Annotated in this window: 13 protein-coding genes; 5 read left to right on the top strand and 8 right to left on the bottom strand. The window is 65.8% G+C overall.

Translation table 11 applies throughout. From position 1 onward, the window contains the following. Window positions 1-212 precede the first annotated feature (212 nt). The 4 genes from ACZY0R_RS04925 (at window position 213) to ACZY0R_RS04910 (ending at window position 5,773) form a co-directional block, all read left to right on the top strand. Window positions 213-1,775, top strand: a complete 1,563-nt coding sequence (locus ACZY0R_RS04925; RefSeq protein WP_488857384.1) for a hybrid sensor histidine kinase/response regulator — start codon at window positions 213-215, stop codon at window positions 1,773-1,775. A 230-nt stretch (window positions 1,776-2,005) separates the two neighbouring features. Next, window positions 2,006-4,060 (top strand): NAD(+) synthase, encoded by a 2,055-nt coding sequence (locus tag ACZY0R_RS04920; protein WP_488859504.1) that lies wholly within the window; start codon window positions 2,006-2,008, stop codon window positions 4,058-4,060. 318 nt (window positions 4,061-4,378) lie between these two features. After that, window positions 4,379-5,461, top strand: a complete 1,083-nt coding sequence (locus tag ACZY0R_RS04915; protein WP_488857382.1) for an IS630 family transposase — start codon at window positions 4,379-4,381, stop codon at window positions 5,459-5,461. 12 nt (window positions 5,462-5,473) lie between these two features. After that, the gene (locus ACZY0R_RS04910) at window positions 5,474-5,773 is read left to right on the top strand and encodes a hypothetical protein (RefSeq protein WP_488856969.1); all 300 of its coding nucleotides are present in this window, start codon (window positions 5,474-5,476) and stop codon (window positions 5,771-5,773) included. A gap of 197 nt (window positions 5,774-5,970) precedes the next feature. On the opposite strand, the gene ACZY0R_RS04905 is transcribed toward ACZY0R_RS04910, so the two are convergent. From ACZY0R_RS04905 to ACZY0R_RS04890, 4 genes are all read right to left on the bottom strand, one after another. Beyond that, entirely contained in the window at window positions 5,971-6,507 is a 537-nt protein-coding gene (locus ACZY0R_RS04905; protein ID WP_488857381.1) for a GNAT family N-acetyltransferase, read from the bottom strand. A gap of 6 nt (window positions 6,508-6,513) precedes the next feature. Continuing rightward, window positions 6,514-7,086 (bottom strand): helix-turn-helix domain-containing protein, encoded by a 573-nt coding sequence (locus tag ACZY0R_RS04900; RefSeq protein WP_488857380.1) that lies wholly within the window; start codon window positions 7,084-7,086, stop codon window positions 6,514-6,516. A gap of 148 nt (window positions 7,087-7,234) precedes the next feature. After that, complete coding sequence (locus ACZY0R_RS04895; protein ID WP_488857379.1) at window positions 7,235-7,744, bottom strand: DUF3016 domain-containing protein; 510 nt, start codon at window positions 7,742-7,744, stop codon at window positions 7,235-7,237. 80 nt (window positions 7,745-7,824) lie between these two features. Next, window positions 7,825-8,790 carry a LysR family transcriptional regulator gene (locus ACZY0R_RS04890; protein WP_488857378.1) on the bottom strand — a complete coding sequence of 322 codons (966 nt, stop codon included), beginning with the start codon at window positions 8,788-8,790 and terminating at the stop codon, window positions 7,825-7,827. Window positions 8,791-8,887: 97 nt separating this feature from the next. On the opposite strand from ACZY0R_RS04890, the gene ACZY0R_RS04885 reads away from it, so the two are divergent. Next, window positions 8,888-10,153, top strand: coding sequence for an MFS transporter (locus tag ACZY0R_RS04885; RefSeq protein ID WP_488857377.1), 1,266 nt, complete (start codon window positions 8,888-8,890; stop codon window positions 10,151-10,153). 163 nt (window positions 10,154-10,316) lie between these two features. On the opposite strand, the gene ACZY0R_RS04880 is transcribed toward ACZY0R_RS04885, so the two are convergent. The 4 genes from ACZY0R_RS04880 to ACZY0R_RS04865 all read right to left on the bottom strand — a co-directional run bounded on the left by ACZY0R_RS04880 (window position 10,317) and on the right by ACZY0R_RS04865 (window position 15,857). Beyond that, window positions 10,317-11,714, bottom strand: coding sequence for an MFS transporter (locus ACZY0R_RS04880; protein ID WP_488857376.1), 1,398 nt, complete (start codon window positions 11,712-11,714; stop codon window positions 10,317-10,319). Window positions 11,715-12,216: 502 nt separating this feature from the next. Further along, window positions 12,217-13,788: a benzoate-CoA ligase family protein gene (locus ACZY0R_RS04875; RefSeq protein WP_488857375.1), complete on the bottom strand. Its 1,572-nt coding sequence runs from the start codon at window positions 13,786-13,788 to the stop codon at window positions 12,217-12,219. 49 nt (window positions 13,789-13,837) lie between these two features. Beyond that, window positions 13,838-15,382: a 3,4-dehydroadipyl-CoA semialdehyde dehydrogenase gene (locus ACZY0R_RS04870; RefSeq protein ID WP_488857374.1), complete on the bottom strand. Its 1,545-nt coding sequence runs from the start codon at window positions 15,380-15,382 to the stop codon at window positions 13,838-13,840. A gap of 10 nt (window positions 15,383-15,392) precedes the next feature. Continuing rightward, window positions 15,393-15,857: a DUF4863 family protein gene (locus ACZY0R_RS04865; protein WP_488857373.1), complete on the bottom strand. Its 465-nt coding sequence runs from the start codon at window positions 15,855-15,857 to the stop codon at window positions 15,393-15,395. Window positions 15,858-15,869: the final 12 nt, after the last annotated feature.

The raw sequence follows: 15,869 nt of genomic DNA, 5'->3' as shown, positions 1-15,869 counted from the left end.
TAGGGGAAATCACGAGATGAACGTGCTGCTGCGGCGAACTGTATGAATATACAGTACCGGGGTGGGGCCGGCCGGCATCTTGCCTAATCTGGCTGCGCTGCCCAAACCGTGCCACAATTTTGCATCCCGCGCATCCCGGGCATTGCAGCAGGGCGGCGCCGGCAAGCTTGCGCCGCCAGGGCATCCGCCCTGCAAAGCTTTACGTCTCCGCCATGACAGAGCCCCGCAGCCTGAATGCGCCCTCCTCGCCAGCTTCGCCCACCCCGCAAGTCGAGGAGTCGAGCGAGACGAGCTACCGCGCGCTGGTGGACGCCATCCAGGACTACGCCATCTTCACCCTGACCGGGACCGGCCATATTTCGAGCTGGAGCCCGGGCGCGCAGCGGATGAAGGGTTATGCGGCGGCGGAAGTCATTGGCAAGCATTTCTCGGTGTTCTACACGCCCGAGGCCGTCGCCAGCGGCTGGCCGGACTACGAGTTGCGGTGCGCCCGGGCGGAAGGGCGCTTCGAAGACGAGGGCTGGCGGGTGCGCAAGGACGGCACGCTGTTCTGGGCCAACGTGACGATCACACCGATCTACGACGAGAGCCAGGCCGTCAGCGGCTTTGCCAAGGTGGTCCGGGACATGAGCGAAAGACGGCGGCTGGAAGAAATCGAAGCGTCGAGCCGCCGCATGAGCGAGTTCCTCGCGACGCTGTCGCATGAACTGCGCAACCCGCTGGCGCCGGTACGCAATGCCATCAACCTGATGCGGCTGGATACCAGCCTCAGTCCCCATGCCGCGCGCTGCCGGGACATGATCGACCGGCAGATCAGCCACCTGACGCGGCTTGTCGATGACCTGCTGGATGTGGGGCGCATTGCCTCGGGCAAGGTGGGACTGAGGCTGCGCAATGTCGACCTGCGCGACGTGGTGGAGCGTGGCATCGAGTCCGCCCGCCCCGTGCTGGACTTGCGCGGGCAGCAAGTCGACGTCAGCCTGCCCGATGAGCCCGTGGCGTTCCGGGCCGATCTCACCCGGCTAGTGCAGGTCCTGCAGAACCTGCTGCACAACGCCGCGAAGTTCTCGCCGGCGGGCAGCCGCATCGCCATCAGCGGCGAGGTGACCGGCCGCTTGCTTGAGCTGCGGGTATACGATCAGGGGTGCGGCATCCAGCATGACGCGCTGGAAGACATCTTCAGCCTGTTCGTGCAACGCAGCCCCATCAGCGAAGCCCAGAATGCCGGGCTTGGCATTGGCCTGTCACTGTGCCGCTCGCTGGTGGAACTGCATGGCGGAACCATCCGGGCCTCCAGCGCCGGGCTGGGCAAGGGCAGCACATTTACCATCCAGATGCCCTGCATCAAGCATCAGCCCGCGGACACCGCTGCCGATACGTCCCCGCGGACCGGCGCATTGCGCGTGCTGGTGGTGGATGACAACCGGGATTCGGCTGACAGTCTCGCCATGCTGCTGGAGATGCTGGGCCATGAAGTGTCGGTCGCCTACGAGGGGGAAACGGCCCGCGCGATAGCCACCCGTTTTTCGCCGCACCTCGCGCTGATCGACATCGCCATGCCCCTCATGGACGGCTTCGAATTGCTGAAGATCCTGCGGGCCCAGCCGGAACTGCCCGGCACGGTCTTCGTCGCGATGACCGGGTTCGGGCAACCGGCAGACCATGAGGATACGCATGCCGCCGGCTTCCACGCCCATATGGTGAAGCCGATCGAGATGAGCCACCTGGAGATGCTGCTGGCAACGGTGGGGCGGCGGATCGCCCGTGGCGAGTAGCGTTTGCCTGCCGGCACCGGTCATTCCTTCCCGATCGTTGAAAACGCCGCAATGTCCGGCGTCGGGTGCAGCCCGTCCCGGCCGTGCCTGCGCCGTTGCGCGCCGGCAGACTTCAGCGCCGGAAGGACGCGCATCGTAGAATTGCGCCATGTACCGCACAACTCGCTCCGGCGCCTGGCAGGCGCCGGGACGCTGCGACGCGCAGCGCAAGGATGACTGACATGAGTGACATGACGAACAAGTTCCTGAATATCTATTCCCACGGTTTCGCCCGCGTGGCGGTGGGCGTGCCTGTCTGCCGCGTGGCCGATCCCGCCTTCAATGCAGCCGGGACGATTGCGTTGGCCAGGGAAGCCGCCAGCCAGGGCGCGGCGCTGGTGGCCTTCCCGGAACTCGGCTTGTCCGCCTATACCTGCGACGACCTGTTTCACCAGCGGGCCTTGCTCGATGCGTGCGAGGCTGCCCTGGCAGAGATCGTGGCTGCCTCCAGGACCATTGCCACCACGCTGGTGGTCGGGCTGCCCCTGCGGGTCGAGCATCAGTTGTTCAACTGCGCGGCGGTGGTCGCCGGCGGGCAGGTGCTCGGTGTCGTCCCGAAGTCCTACCTGCCGAATTACTGGGAGTTCTACGAGGCACGGCAATTCAGCGCGGCGGACAGCGCGGCGGTGAGCGAAGTGCTGCTGGACGGAAACAAAGTGCCGTTTGGCGCCGGCCTGCTGTTCGAAGCGCGGGACATTCCGTTCTTCCGCTTCCACGTGGAGATCTGCGAGGACGTCTGGGTGCCGATTCCCCCGTCGTCGTTCGCGGCGCTGGCGGGCGCCACCGTGCTGGTGAACCTGTCGGCATCCAATATCGTGGTCGGCAAGTCCGGCTACCGGCATCAACTGGTCAGCCAGCAATCGGCGCGTTGCCTCGCGGCCTATGTCTACAGTTCGGCCGGCAAGGGCGAGTCGTCCACCGACCTGGCGTGGGACGGGCAGGCGCTGATCTACGAGAACGGCGAACTGCTGGCCGAGTCCGAACGCTTCGCGGACAGCTCGCACCTGACCTTTGCCGACGTCGACCTCGAACGCCTGTCGCGCGAGCGGATGCACCAGACCACCTTCGGCCACTCGGTGCGGCGCCATGGCGCGGAGGTCGCGAAGTTCAGGGTGATTCCGTTTGCCGTCGATACGGCGCTGGACAAGGCCTTGCCGCTGCGCCGGACGGTGGAGCGGTTCCCCTACGTGCCGTCCGACGCCCGGCGCCGGGACGAACGATGCAGCGAGGTCTACAACATCCAGGTGCAGGCGCTGGTCCAGCGCTTGTCGGCCAGCGGCATCTCCAAGGTGGTGATCGGTGTCTCCGGCGGGCTGGACTCAACGCATGCGCTGCTCGTGTGCGCGAAGGCCATGGACCGGCTGAAGCTGCCCCGCACCAATATCCTCGGCATCACCATGCCCGGCTTCGCCACCAGCGACCGCACGCTGCTCCAGGCGCGCAAGCTGATGGAGGTGGTGGGCTGCGTGTCGAAGGAGATCGATATCCGGCCGAGCTGCATCGAAATGCTCAAGGATCTCGGGCACCCGTATGCGTCGGGCAAGCCCGTGTACGACGTGACGTTCGAGAACGTGCAGGCGGGCGAGCGCACTAACCACCTGTTCCGCTTTGCCAATTCCAGCCACGCTATCGTGATCGGCACGGGCGACCTCAGCGAGCTTGCGCTTGGCTGGTGTACTTATGGCGTTGGCGACCATATGTCGCATTACAACGTGAACGGCAGCGTGCCGAAGACGCTGATCTCGCATCTGGTCCGCTGGGTAGCGGAGACGGGACAGATCGGCGACGCGGGGTCTGACGTATTGCTCGACGTGCTTGGGACGGAGATCAGTCCAGAACTGGTGCCGGGCGACTCGGTCGATGCGCCACAGCAGAAGACAGAGAATTTCATCGGTCCGTATGAGCTGCAGGATTTCAACCTGTATTACACGTTGCGGTTTGGGTTTACGCCGACCAAGATTGCGTTTCTTGCCATGAGCGCCTGGGGCGATCGCGATAAGGGGAGCTGGCCCGAGGGGCTGCATGTGGCGCGTAATGAGTACAAGGTGGCGGATATCAAGCGGAACCTCGGGATCTTTCTTGACCGGTTTTTCCGGACGAGCCAGTTCAAGCGGTCTTGTGTGCCGAATGGGCCTAAGGTGGGGTCGGGTGGGTCGTTGTCGCCGCGGGGGGATTGGCGGGCGCCTAGTGATTCGGAGTCTGTTGTGTGGATGAAGGACTTGGAGGGGGTGCCGGATGAGGTGTGAGGTGTGAGGCTCAGAGGGGCTTTGAATTCAACTTCAAAGGCTTAAAGTCAAAGGCGGTTTCACCCCCCTGCGGGGGGCGACCTACTTTTTTGTCTTGCCAAAAAAGTAGGCAAAAAAGGCGCGCCGGATGGGGCGACACCCCCTCGGGATCCGGCGAAAAGAGCGGCCGGGACCCAAACTCGCATCGCCTTAAGGCGATACTCAAACATGGGTCCCTCTTTTCCGCTCTTTTCACCGGATCCCGAGGCGCCCCATACGGCCTAGTACAACATCCCGTAAATAGCTTGAATATTTAATCACCTCGGATATGATGGCGGGATGAGCCGAGGCCGCCAAGCAATGCCAGTGAAGCTGGCGAAGAAAGAAAGACAGGAACTGCAATCGCTGATCGAGCGCAAGACGGCGCCGCAGCGAGATGTGATGCGCGCGCGAATCGCGTTGTGGGCGCACGAGGGCCACTCCAATACGGTCATTGCGCGGGAACTGGGTGTATCGGCGCAAACGGTCTGCCTGTGGCGCAAGCGCATTGCCCAGCAAGGTGCCCAAGGCATTCGCGAGGGCGAGCGCAGCGGCCGTCCGCCGCGCATCACGCACGAGGAGCGACTACAGTTGATCGCGCTGGCGTGTGAGACGCAGGAACCTGAGGGGCGGGTCACGCCCACGCTCGACGAGATTGTGGTGCGCGCCGTGGAGCGTGGCGTTGTCGAGCAGATCAGCCGCAGCCAGGTGCAGCGCATTTTGCAGGCCGGCGACGTGCGTGCGCACCGGGTCCAGCAAAGGCTACATAGCCCAGACCCGGCCTTTCGCGAGAAGGTCAACGGCATTTGCAAGCTGTACCGTAAGGCGCCGCGAAACGCCGTGGTACTCAGTATCGACGAGAAGAGCGGCATTCAGGCCATCGAACGTAAGCACCCGGGACGGGCACCCGCGCCGGGGCGACTGCGTCGGCGCGAGTTTGAATATATTCGTCACGGCACCCAGGCGTTGATTGCGGCGCTGGACGTGCATACCGGACAGGTGCTGGCAGAATGCCGCGACCGGCGCACCCAGGACGATCTGGTCGCCTTCATGGAGCGCGTGGCAAGCGCGTACCCGGGCAAACAGGTGCACGTCGTGTGGGATAACCTCAATACGCATCGCGCCCAGGCCGTCTGGCAGGCGTTTAACGCCCGGCACGATGGGCGGTTTCACTTCCACTTCACGCCATTGCACGCGAGTTGGGTCAATCAGATCGAACTCTGGTTTGCCCGCTACACGCGCCGGGTGCTGCGCCACGCGAGCCACGCCAGCACCGCGCACCTGCGCGAGCGCACCGAGCAGTTTGTCCACGCGCACAATCGGGCGGCACGCCCGTTCAAATGGACTTTCCGGGGCTATCCGCTACAAACCGGCGCATCGTAATCGAGGAACGACATGCCAGCCTTACCCGCCAAACATTACGCTGCCGAATTGCAGCGGCAACTGCGCAGCCTGCTCGGCCACGAGCAGATCATCACGCAAGCCTACGGGCGTCACCTGCTGATCAAACGTCTGGACGACGAGGAGCCGACCGTGGTGGCTCGGCTGACCGAGCTCGGCCGCAATCGTTATGGCGCCGCCTTTCGCAGCCATAGCGGGCGTTGGGAACCGTTGCCAGGCAACGGTACACTCGACGAGATGGCCGAGCTGGTCGTCACGCTCCTGCACCTATATCTGCAGCCCGATAATTATTAAAGCCATTTACGGGATGTTGTACTAGTACACCTTGACGGCTCGCTTCGCATCGCGGGTCGGTGTGGCCCGCCCTTGGGGGCGCTCCACACGGCTACACCGAATCGTTGGTTGGCGCTACGCGTTTTCTTGCACAATTCCTCGCTTCTTCGCTTCTTCGCTTCTTCGTGTCTGCGGGGGCCGCGGGCGCTCGGGGTGCTTCAAATCGCCTTGTACATGATCGTGGTTGCATCCAGCCGTTCGCCAAACGGATCCCTGCAGTACCCCGGAATCACCCCCGCCGTCTGGTACCCCAGCGAAGCATAGAGCGGCTCGGCCTTGTCTCCGGTGCGGGTGTCCAGTGTCAGCAAGTTCCGCTCGAGTTGGCGGGCTAGCTTTTCCACTTCGGCCATCAAGGCTTGTGCGATCCCCTGGCGGCGGTATTCAGGATAGACGAGCAGCTTGCGCACTTCCGCGCGATGCGGTTGGTTGGGCGGTGTGTCGTAGTCCAGTTGGACCGATCCCGCGATCTTTCCTTCTTGCTGCGCGATCAGCAGCACTCGCGCGCCGCCACGCACCGCCGGCAAGACGTTTCCCTTCCAGAAGGCCTCGCTGTCCCCCATCATGAACGGCAGGACAAAGCCGATGCTGGCTCCGTCCTGCACGCAGGAATGTAACAGGGCTGCCAGTTCGCCCAGACGAGGCGTGATGTCGTCCGCTGGCAGCATCGAGATGCGGGTTTGCGTGTCGCTGGTCATGTGATCTCACACGATAAAGAGGAAATATCTGGCCGGGGATTGCGCGGGCGTCACGAAGGTGCTGGGTCCAAAGAGCTGGTATCGCAGGCAGTCACCGGCCCGCAGTGCATGGGTTTGCCCGTCGACAGTCACTTCCAGCTGTCCTTCGATCATCACCAGATGGTGCTCCAGGCCTTGCCTCGGGGTCTCTTCGTAGTCAATGCGCGTGTCCGGTTCCAGTTCGCATTCCAGGGCTTCGCCAGCCAGCGTTTGCGCCGGCGGCGACACCGAGCGCCGCCGGAATCCGTTGTCCGGATCCGTCCAGACGGGTTGCGAGCCGCGGCGTACCAGCGGCACGAAATCTTCTTCCACCATCCGCATCAGCCGCGACATGGTCAGGCCGTAGGCGGTGCAGAGCTTGCCAAGCACGCTCGCCGTCGGGCTGACTTCCGCATTTTCCAGCCGGGACAAGGTGGCGCGGCTGACGTGGCTGCGCTTGGCCAGTTCGTCCAGCGACCAGCTTCGCTCGGCCCTGAGTGCCTTCAGGCGCTGCGCGATCTGGCGGTCGAGGGCAATATCGTCATGTTCGGTTCGTTCCATATTAGGGAAATTATCTCTTTTGTGGGAATTACGCAAGATGCAGCGGATAAGCGGCAAGGCGCGGACCATGCGGCCGCGCCTGGGCATTGCTGTCAAAGGGGGAGGGCTTGCGGGGGAGGCGTGCGCCGGGCGCAGCTAGTGGGGCGGGCTAGTGCCTGACGATCCGCCTGTCGAACCAGTCATCCAGCATGGGCTTCTCATAGCGCAGCGGGTCGCTGCTCGAGTACATATTTACCGACATCATGAAGTTCATGTCGGCCAGCCGTTCCTCGCCGCTTGCCAGTATGCGGTCGTCATGGCTCAGGGTGTAGCGCAGCGTCATCCGGGGCCAGGTGATATCACGGACCACGCGGATTTCCTGCCCGTTGAAGCGAAACGGTTCGAAGCGCCCGGCCAGGTCGATGTCCAGCACTTCGATCTTGAGCGAGTCGCCCGGGGCGAGTTTGCGCTCGGCCAGCCGGGTCAGATGCCGCGTGATATCGCTTTCCACAGCGGCGAGATCCTTCTCGCTTGCATACGGGTGGGAGTAGGCGGCGTCGGTGTAGCTCTGCGGATCGATGAAGCTGACCGAGAGACTGCCGCCCGGAGGCGTCGCCAGGGCGCCGGCGCCGAATAATGCTGCCAAAGCGGCGGCGGCGAAACAAAGGGACCTGGACATTGCGACCTCCCGCTTTCCTCACGGCCTGATCGGTTCGACCGCGCGCGCGGAGGGCTTGTTCCGGGGCGCGGCGGCTCCGCTCAGGGCGCCAGTACCGCGCTGCCCGCCATCGTCGCCGGTACGGTCTGCCGCATCGTTTCCACGAAGCGGCGCAGCTTGGCGGGATAGAAGCTCGCGTAGGGATAGACCAGTTGCATGGGCAGCGAGGAAGCCTGCCACTGCGGTACCAGGTGGAGCAGGCGTCCCTGCGCGATGTCGTCCGCCATCAGCCACGCCGACGCCACGCAAACGCCCAGCCCCATGACCGCGGCGCTGCGCAGCGCATACAGGCTGTCGGTGCCGACGCGCGGGTGGAAGGCCAGCCGCTGGGTCTCGCCCGTGGCCGCATGGGTGAGCGACACCTCATTGCGGTAGAAGGTGCGCAGCGATAGCCAGGGCAGGCCGGCAAGCTCATTCGGATGCGAGGGCATCGCCCTGGCTTCCAGTACCGATGGCGCCGCCACGACGATGCGGGGCACTTCGGAAAGCCGGATCGACACTACGGACGGGTCGCTGACCTCGCCCACGTGGATGGCGCAATCGATGCCTTCGGCGATGAAGTCCGGTGTCCGGTCGTGCAGCAGCCATTCGACCGTCACCCGCGGGTGACGGCGCAGGAATGCCGCCAGCGGCCCCACCAGTTGCTGCTGGCCGAACGCATGTGGCACCACCACCCGCAGCGTGCCCGCCGGTTCGTCGCCGGCACCCCGCAAGTCCGCTTCGAACGCTTCCCAGCCCGCTACCAGTTCCTTGGCGCGCCCGAAGCAGCGCTCGCCGTCCTCGGTGAGTTTCATCGCATGCGTGGAGCGTTGCAGCAGGCGCAGGCCCAGCGAGCGCTCCAGGTTCTGCAGGCGGCGGCTCACCGTGGGCTGGGTGGTGCCCATCTGCGCGGCGGCCGCCGACAGGCTGCCGGCTTCGACGATCCGCACAAAGGTCTGCATCAGTTCGATGCGGTCGGTCGAGGCGGGCGCTGGCGTAGCGGGGGAGGGCGGTTTTAAGTTGGTCATACGTCGGATGCATAGCAATTGTGCAGAGTGTAGTACTACCGCGCTGAACCAGGGGCCGGCAAACTCCAGTCTCGTTTTCGATCCGAGGGTTTCCGCTATGTCATCCATTCGCGTTACAGATGCAAATGCCGCCACACACCCGGCCAGGGCTCCGGCGGTCCCGGCGGCCGAGACGGGTGCCGCCACCGGCTTGCCCGCCCGGTTGGTCCTGCTGCTTGCCGCCGGCGCCGGCCTGGCCGTGGCATCGCTCTATTACAGCCAGCCCATGCTGGGCGTGCTGGGTCCGGATATCGGTGCGTCCGACTGGGCTGTAGGGCTGGTCCCCACGCTCACACAACTGGGCTATGCCCTGGGCATTCTGCTGCTGGCGCCGCTGGGCGACCGCTATGACCGCCGGCGCATCATCCTGGCCAAGGCCGCCGTGCTTAGCGCCGCGCTGCTGGCCAGCGGCGCCGCCTCAGGCATCGGGCTGCTGCTGGCCACCAGCCTGGCGATCGGGCTGGCCGCCACGATGGCGCAGGACATCGTGCCGGCGGCCGCCACGCTGGCGCCGGAGTCGCACCGGGGCAAGGTCGTCGGCACGGTGATGACGGGGCTGCTGCTCGGCATCCTGCTCTCGCGCGTGCTCAGTGGTTTTGTGGCAGAGCACTTCGGCTGGCGGATCATGTTCGTGATCGCGGCGGCCAGCATCGCGCTGATCGGCGCGGTGGCATGGCGCGCACTGCCGCGCTTCAAGCCCACCACGCATCTCGCGTACAGCGCGCTGCTCGGCTCGCTGGCCAGCCTGTGGCGCAAGCATGGCGCGCTGCGCCGGGCGACCCTGGCGCAGGGGCTGCTGTCAATCGGTTTCAGCGCGTTCTGGTCGACGCTGGCCGTCATGCTGCATGGCGCGCCGTTTCATCTGGGCAGCGCGGCCGCTGGCGCGTTCGGGCTGGCCGGCGCAGCCGGCGCGCTCGCCGCACCGCTGGCCGGCCGCCTGGCCGACCGCAAGGGCCCCGAGCTGGTCACGCGCCTGGGCGCCGCGCTGGCCGCGGTTTCGTTCGCGGGGATGTTGTTCTCGCCGTTGCTGGCGCCGCACGCACGGCTGTGGCTGATCGCGGCCAGCGCGCTGGGCTTCGACCTTGGCGTGCAGGTCTCGCTGGTCGCGCACCAGACCATCGTCTATGGTATCGAGCCTGGCGCGCGCAGCCGGCTGAATGCGGTGCTGTTCGTCGGCATGTTCGTGGGCATGGCGGCCGGTGCCGCGCTGGGCAGCCTCATGCTGGCGCGGTGGGGATGGATGGCCGTCACGGCGTTGTCGACGGCGACGGCAATCGGGGCGTTGCTTGTGCGGGCATGGCCGGGGGCACGGCTGGCGAAATGACAAGCACCGCTTGCCGCGTCCGGCGAAAGACGCCTCGCCAGCACGGGAAAAAAGGCATGGCGAGGCGAAAGTACGGCGCTTGGGGGCCACTCACGTACAGGGCTGAGTCTGCACCTGGAGGCGAGTGGCGAATGTCTGCTGCCGCACATTGGATGCGCGGCCTTCAGCCGGAGTGCTGTACTCCGGGACCCATGCGCGGCCCGCCAGCCTGGCCGGGCGCTTGCGCCTGTTCTGCCAGGGCGGATGCGTGTTGCGCCGAAGCCGAGCGGCGATGGTCGATCAGCAGGACCGCAATCATGGCGATCACGCCCGGAATGGCGATCGCCATGAAATTCTGTTGCAGCGGCAGCGACATGCCCACCAGCGCGCCGATCACGATCGGCGCCAGGATCGCCCCGCTGCGGCCGATGCCCGATGCCCAGCCGATACCGGTGGCGCGCGCCGCCATCGGGTAGAACTGCCCGGCATAGGCATAGGTCACGATCTGCGTGCCGATGGTCGAGGCCCCGGCCAGCGCCACCAGCACGAACAGCAGCGGGGTGGGTACCGGGTAGCCCAGCAGCGTGATCGATACGGCGGCCAGCGCGTACATGCCGACCAGCACGTACTTGATATTGAAACGGTCGGCCAGCCAGCCGCCGCCGATGGCGCCGACCATGGCGCCGAAGTTCAGCACCAGCACGAAGGTCAGCGCCGAGCCCAGGCTGTAGCCGGCGCTGGCCATCATCTTGGCCAGCCATGAGCTGAGCGCGTAGACCATGAAGAGGCACATGAAGAATGCCACCCAGAACATCACGGTGCTGAAGCCTCGTCCGTCCTGGAACAGCTTGCCGATGGGCGCATCGCCGGCCTTGTCGCCGGCGGGCAGGGCGAACTGGTCGCCTGCCTGCGGCCGGTAGCCTGGTTCCAGCCGGGAAACGATGGCCTTGAGCGTGTCGATCTGGCCCTTCCTGACCAGGAAGGGCATCGACTCCGGCAGGGATTTCAGGATGAACGGGATCAGCAGCGCCGGCAGGCCCGCAGCGATAAACACCGACTGCCAGCCGTAGCTCTCGATCAGGCCCTTGCCCAGCAGGGCGGCCAGCATGCCCCCTACGGAGTAGCCGCTGAACATCAGCGTGACCATGGTGCCGCGTATCTTGCGCGGCGAGTATTCGGTCATCTGCGCCACCACGTTCGGCATGACGCCGCCGATGCCCAGGCCCGCCAGGAAGCGCGTGACGCTGAATGTCATGGGATCGCTGGTGAAGCCCGCCGCGGCGGTGAAGACGCTGAACAGCAGGATGCAGATGGCGATGGCGCGGCGCCGTCCGATGCGGTCGGCGATGGTGCCCATGAAGATCGCGCCGAACATCATGCCGAACAGCGCGGAGCTGACCATGAAGCCGGCGCTGGTGGCGTCGACGCCCATGCTTTTCATGATGGAGGGGAGTGCGATGCCGACGACGGCGAGGTCGTAGCCGTCGAAGATGATGATGAGGGCGCACCAGAGGAGGATTTGGGCGTGGAAGCGGTTGAAGCGGGCTTCGTCGGCTAGTTTGTGGATGTCGATTTGGGGCATGGGGTGTCTCCTTTTGGTCCTTTTGGGATTTGGGTGTTTTGTTTTTGTTTGGTGGGGTTGCAATTGCAACTGCTTGGCGTCAGCTGCTTAACGTCAACTGCTTAACGTCAAAGGCTTAACTGCAAAGTCAAAGGCGGTTTCACCCCCCTGCGGGGGGCGACCTACTTTCTTGTCTTGCCAAGAAAGTAGGCAAAGAAGGCGCGCCGGATGGGGCGACACCCCCTCGGGATCCGGCGAAAAGAGCGGCCGGGACCCAAACTCGCATCGCCTTAAGGCGATACTCAAACATGGGTCCCTCTTTTCCGCTCTTTTCGCCGGATCCCGAGGTGCCCCATACGGCCTGGTACACCTTGACGGCTCGCTTCGCATCGCGTGGGGGGCTCGCTTTGCATCGCTCTTTTTTGCGCTGGTTGGCTCCCCTCTCCCGCTGCGGGAGAGGGGGGCGGGGAGAGGGCGGGCGCTTGTTATGCCGTTGGGCGCTGGCGTGCTCCTGCCTTGTTTCTCACGCTGGCGCGCTTTCCATTTCCCGCAGCCTGAACCGCTGTATCTTCCCCGTGGCTGTCTTCGGCAGCGCGTCCATGAACTCGATGATGCGAGGGTATTTGTATGGCGCCAGCCGTTCCTTGACGAAGGCTTTCAGCTCCGTCTCGCTTACCTGCGCGCCGGGTTTGAGCACCACGAAGGCCTTGGTCTTGGTGAGGCCCGCTTCGTCGGGGACGCCGATCACGGCGGCTTCGAGCACCGAGGGGTGCACCATCAGCGTGGCTTCCACTTCGAAGGGGGATACATAGATGCCGCTGACCTTGAGCATGTCGTCGCTGCGGCCGGCGTAGCTGTAGCTGCCGTCGGCGTTGCGTACGTATTTGTCGCCGCTCTTGGTCCAGCCGCCGCGGAAGGTCTCGCGCGATTTCTCGCGGTTGCCCCAGTACATCAGCGCCGCGCTTGGGCCCTGGATATAGAGGTCGCCGACGTCGCCGTCGGACACCGGCCGGCCGTCTTCGTCGCGCAGTTCGACCACATAGCCGGGCACCGGCCAGCCGGTGGTGCCGTAGCGCACCTGCCCCGGACGGTTGGACAGGAAGATATGCAGCATTTCCGTCGAGCCGATGCCGTCGATGATCTCGCAGCCGAAGCGCGCGGTGAAACGCTCGCCGATGTCGGCCGGCAAGGCCTCGCCGGCGGACGAGCACAGGCGCAGCGAGACCTGTTCCCGCTGCGGCAGCCCGGGCGCGGCGAGCATGCCCGCGTAGCCAGTGGGCGCGCCGAAGAACACGGTCGGCTGGTTTTCCAGCCAGCGCTTGAAGGTGGCTTCCGGCGTTGGCCGTTCGGCCATCAGCACAACGGTAGCGCCCACGCTGAGCGGGAAGCTGAGGCCGTTGCCGAGCCCGTAGGCGAAGTAGAGCTTGGCCGCCGAGAAGCAGATATCGCTCTCGCACAACGAGAGGATGGGCTTCGCGTAAAGCTCGGCGGTCCAGTATGGATTGCCCTGGCTGTGCAGCACGCCTTTGGGACGCCCGGTGGAGCCCGACGAATAGAGCCAGAAGCCGGGATCGTCGGGACCGGTACCAGCCGGCGCCGGTAGCGGCGCGTGGCTATCGATCAGCGCATCGAGCGCGATCATGCCGTGCGCAAGCGGCCCGGCGGGCCGGGAGACGATCACTCGCCCGATCTCATGGCCGCCCTGGGCGATGGCCTCCTGCAGCACGGGCAGCAGCGCGCCCGAAACCAGCACCGCCTGCGCGCGGCTGTGCTGCAGCATATAGGCGTAGTCATCGGCGGTGAGCAGGGTGTTGACCGCCACCGGCACGATGCCCGCGTACATTGCGCCGAGGAAGCACACCGGCCAGTCGTTGCAATCGTGCATCAGCAACAGCACGCGCTCTTCGCGGTGGATGCCGCAAGCCTGCAGCGCGGCAGCGAGCCGGCGGATGCGGTCGGCCAGTTCGCCATAGCGCATGTGGCCATGGTCGTCGATATAGGCGACCTTGCCGGGCCGCTGCGCATTGCACGCGATCAGGTGCTGGGCGAAGTTGAACGGCGTCCCGGGCGGCTGGACCTGTGGTTCGGCTGTCATGCGTGTCTCCCCGTATCTGTGGTGTATTGATTTCGCCGGCGGCGGGCGCCTACAAGCGTTCCAGCACATGGGTGCCGGCCTGTACGGCGCTGCGCCGGTGATAGAAGTTCAGCGCGCGCAACCCGCCCAGTTCTTCGCCACCGCCGGCGCGGCCGGGGCCGCCATGCAGCGACTGCGGCATGACGTTGCCGTGGCCGGTGTGCAGCTGGGCCACCTCGGGGGAGATCACGTGGACGCGTCCGTGGCTGTCGGCAAGCTCGACAGCGATGGCGGCCAGCGCACCGGGATCGCTGCCATACAGCGACGCCACCAGCGAACCCTGGCCCCGGCGCACCAGGGCCAGCGCGTGGGCGCTGTCGCGGTAGGGCAGCAGCGTGGCCACCGGGCCAAACACCTCGGTGTCGTGGACGCGACCGGCGGCGTGCGCATCGCGCGCGCCCAGCAGCGTGGGGCCGATGCAGCAGGCCACGGCCGGGTCGGCATCGACCAGCGCATGCGTGGCGCCGTCGTGCAGCACTTCGGTTTGCGCCTGCAGATAGCCGAGCCCCTCGCGCACGGACGCGAGTTGTGTCCGGCTGACCAGGGCGCCCATGCGCACCGACTCGTTGCGGGGATTCCCCACCGTGATCTTGCGCAGGCGTGCACCGATGGCTTCGGCGGCAGCGCCATACAAGGCATCGGGCACGAAGATGCGGCGGATGGCCGTGCATTTCTGCCCGGACTTGACGGTCATTTCCCGCGCGGCTTCCTTGGCGAGCAGATCCAGCGCCTCGCTGCCTGCGGACTCGCCGGGCAGCAGCAGGGCCGAGTTGACGCTGTCGGCCTCGATATTGACGCGTACCGAGCGCTGCGTCACCGCGGCATGCGAGCGGATCAGCGCGGCAGTCTCGGCCGAGCCGGTGAAGGAGACGACATCGAACGGCTGCAACTGGTCGAGCAGTCCGGCCGCGCTGCCGCACACCACGGAGAGCGCGCCGGGCGGCAACACGCCCGCCTCGACCACATCCTTCACCATGCGCTGGGTCAGCCACGCGGTGGCCGTCGCCGGCTTCACGATCACGGGCACGCCCGACAGCAGCGCCGGCGCGGCCTTCTCCCACAAGCCCCAGCCCGGGAAATTGAAGGCATTGATCAGGAGCGCCACGCCGCGCGTGGGTACCAGCACATGTTGCGACTGGAAGAGCGGATCCTTGCCGAGGCGCGCGGCATCGCCGTCGATCAGGTAGCGGCGGTCGCCCAGCGACTCGCCGAGCTTCGCATAGGTGCCGAGCGTGAAGATGCCGCCATCGATATCCACCGCGGAATCGTTGTGCACGGTGCCGCTGTTGGAGGTGGCGATCTCGTAATACGCATCTCGGTTGGCTTGCAGGATCTTTTGCGCGGCGGCCAGCATGGCGGCGCGCTCGCGATAGGTCATGGCGCGCAATGCGGCACCGCCTTGCTCGCGCGCAAAGGCAAAGCCGGCCGCGAGGTCGAGCCCGGTGGCATCGACGCGCACCAGTGCATCGCCGAGCACGGGGTCGGACAGCGTCGCACCGTTGCCGGAGCCGGCCTGCCAGCGGCCGCCGAGATAGTTGGAAAGCAATTCGGTCATGAAGCGGTTCTCAGCGGGTGAAGTCGATGCGCCCTTCGGGCAGCAGGTAAAGGACGAGCGCGCGCCCACGGGTGACGGTGGGCCGGTGCGCGCTGCCCGGTGGGCAGACCAGCCAGCCGGCGGGGCGGCCGTCGAACTCGGCGCCGGCATCGACCGGCACGATCAGGTCGATCTCGCCATTGGGATGGGTGTGATGCGGACCGACGATGTCCTTCATATCGACCACGTCGACCGAAAAGCCATGCAGGTCGGCGGCCGGCTTGAAGATGCGGCCATAGCGGATGCCGCCGCCCTCGCGGTCGCACAGCCAGCCCTCGGCCACGCCGGTCTCGCAGGCGTTCTTCAGTGCGCTATAGGTAGGGCTGCCGACGCCGTGCTCGGCATTGAGCCAGGCATCCAGGGAGGCATCGAGAGGGCGGCCGGCAATGCGGGCCGTGAGCCGCGCGATCTGCTCGCGGAATTCGGTGGGGGACATGAAAGACGCTCC

The sequence above is a fragment of the Cupriavidus sp. F041 genome (assembly GCF_057814235.1).
The sequence above is the reverse complement of the archived record's forward strand: the minus strand, read 5'-3'. Positions and strand labels throughout refer to the sequence as shown.

Bases quoted from the DNA above. Each gene is read 5' to 3' on its own strand.
- ACZY0R_RS04915 (WP_488857382.1), top strand. From the start codon at position 4,379: ATGAGCCGAGGCCGCCAAGCAATGCCAGTGAAGCTGGCGAAGAAAGAA.
- ACZY0R_RS04890 (WP_488857378.1), bottom strand. From the start codon at position 8,790: ATGACCAACTTAAAACCGCCCTCCCCCGCTACGCCAGCGCCCGCCTCG.
- ACZY0R_RS04865 (WP_488857373.1), bottom strand. From the start codon at position 15,857: ATGTCCCCCACCGAATTCCGCGAGCAGATCGCGCGGCTCACGGCCCGC.
- ACZY0R_RS04870 (WP_488857374.1), bottom strand. From the start codon at position 15,382: ATGACCGAATTGCTTTCCAACTATCTCGGCGGCCGCTGGCAGGCCGGC.
- ACZY0R_RS04910 (WP_488856969.1), top strand. From the start codon at position 5,474: ATGCCAGCCTTACCCGCCAAACATTACGCTGCCGAATTGCAGCGGCAA.
- ACZY0R_RS04875 (WP_488857375.1), bottom strand. From the start codon at position 13,788: ATGACAGCCGAACCACAGGTCCAGCCGCCCGGGACGCCGTTCAACTTC.
- ACZY0R_RS04880 (WP_488857376.1), bottom strand. From the start codon at position 11,714: ATGCCCCAAATCGACATCCACAAACTAGCCGACGAAGCCCGCTTCAAC.
- ACZY0R_RS04905 (WP_488857381.1), bottom strand. From the start codon at position 6,507: ATGACCAGCGACACGCAAACCCGCATCTCGATGCTGCCAGCGGACGAC.
- ACZY0R_RS04885 (WP_488857377.1), top strand. From the start codon at position 8,888: ATGTCATCCATTCGCGTTACAGATGCAAATGCCGCCACACACCCGGCC.
- ACZY0R_RS04900 (WP_488857380.1), bottom strand. From the start codon at position 7,086: ATGGAACGAACCGAACATGACGATATTGCCCTCGACCGCCAGATCGCG.
- ACZY0R_RS04925 (WP_488857384.1), top strand. From the start codon at position 213: ATGACAGAGCCCCGCAGCCTGAATGCGCCCTCCTCGCCAGCTTCGCCC.
- ACZY0R_RS04920 (WP_488859504.1), top strand. From the start codon at position 2,006: ATGACGAACAAGTTCCTGAATATCTATTCCCACGGTTTCGCCCGCGTG.
- ACZY0R_RS04895 (WP_488857379.1), bottom strand. From the start codon at position 7,744: ATGTCCAGGTCCCTTTGTTTCGCCGCCGCCGCTTTGGCAGCATTATTC.